This is a genomic window from Azospirillum sp. B506, from assembly GCF_000333595.1.
Lineage (GTDB): Bacteria > Pseudomonadota > Alphaproteobacteria > Azospirillales > Azospirillaceae > Azospirillum.
On the sequence record NZ_BADK01000178.1, the window covers coordinates 1 to 1,599 of the forward strand.

Sequence of the window (1,599 nt, forward strand, 5' to 3'; positions counted from 1 at the left end):
AAAGCCAAGGTCGTACTGACCGATTACGTGTGGAAATCGCTGGACGTCGAGCATCACACGCTCGGCGGGATCGCCGATCTGGTCCCGTTCAAGGCGGCGGCTCCGGCCGAGTTTCTCGAGCAGGCCGCCGATTGCGATGCCCTTCTGAACACCTATGCCGGCCCGATCACGGCCGAGGTGATCGGGCGGATGCCCAAGTGCAAGGTCATCGCCCGCTATGGCATCGGTGTCGACACCATCGACTTGGCGGCGGCGACCGAAGCCGGCATCATCGTGACCAACAACCCGACCTATTGCGTCGACGAGGTTGCGGAACACGCGATGGCCCTGATGCTGGCGGCCGCCCGCAAGATCGCCTTCTACGACCGCCGCGTCCGCGCCGGCGAATGGGCAGTGCCCCCAGGCAAGCCGATGACCCGGCTCGCCGGGAAGACACTCGGCCTCGTCGGGTTCGGCAACATCGCGCGGAAGGTGGCCGCACGGGCTGCGGCCTTCGACATGCGCGTCGTGTTCAGCGACCCGTTCGTCGAGAACGGCCAGTTCGCCGTTCCCGGCGAGAAGCAGGAGTTGGACGCGGTTCTGGAGCAGGCGGATTTCCTTTCGGTGCACCCGCCCCTCACCACCGCGACGCGCGGACTGATCGGGGACGAGGCCTTCGCGCGCATGAAGCCGTCCTCCATCCTGATCAATGTCGCGCGCGGCCCGATTGTCGACACCGCCGCTCTGGTACGCGCCCTCGACGCCGGTCGCATCGCCGGCTGCGCGCTCGACACCACCGATCCTGAGCCGCTCCCCGATCCGCACCCGCTGCGCGGGCGCGAGAACGTCATCATCACGCCGCATGCGGCTTGGTACAGCGAAGAGGCGATGGTCGGGCTGCAGTCGGGGGCACCGTCGGAAGTCCGGCGCGTGCTGAGTGGCGAGTGGCCGATCAACGTGGTGAACCCGGCCGTGAAGGGCCGGAACCGCGCCGGCCTCTGACGCGGCCTCCAAGAGGACTGCGACCCCAGCCGGAAGCCGGGGACGCATCACGTATCACATCATGAAACACAACCGGGCCGCTGCGAACGCCTCGCCGACCGAAGGGCTTTGCCCGCCGGACGGACGGGCATTCGGCAGGCGGCCCCAGAAGGACGATGACCGATGAAACTGTGTCGCTATGGCCAGGATGGGGCGGAAAAGCCGGGTCTGCTCGATGGGGAGGGCCGGCTGAGGGATCTGTCGTCCCAGTGTTCCGACATCACGGCGGAGATGCTGTCGCCGGACGGGCTGCGCCGGCTGACGGCAATCGATCCCGCCAGCCTGCCCGTCGTCGACGGCAATCCCCGCTTCGGCATCCCGTTTACGGGCACGTCGAAATACGTCTGCATCGGTCTGAACTATTCCGACCACGCCGAGGAGGTCGGCCTGGCCGTGCCGAGCGAGCCGATCATCTTCCTCAAGGCGGTCAGCGCGATGTGCGGCCCGGACGAACCCACCATCCAGCCGCTGGGGTCGACCAAGCTCGACTGGGAGGTGGAACTCGGGGTCGTGATCGGCACCCAAGCGCATTGCGTTTCGGAAGCCGACGCCCTGTCGCATGTCGCCGGCTATTGCCTG

At 67.2% G+C, this 1,599-nt stretch carries 2 protein-coding genes; both read left to right on the forward strand.

What is annotated here, in order from left to right; all coding sequences use genetic code 11:
- On the forward strand, positions 1-981 hold a 981-nt coding region (locus I71_RS06100), incomplete at its 5' end, for a C-terminal binding protein (protein WP_083897006.1).
- Positions 982-1,143: 162 nt separating this feature from the next.
- Positions 1,144-1,599: fumarylacetoacetate hydrolase family protein (locus I71_RS06105; protein WP_042692371.1), on the forward strand; the 456-nt coding region annotated here is incomplete at its 3' end.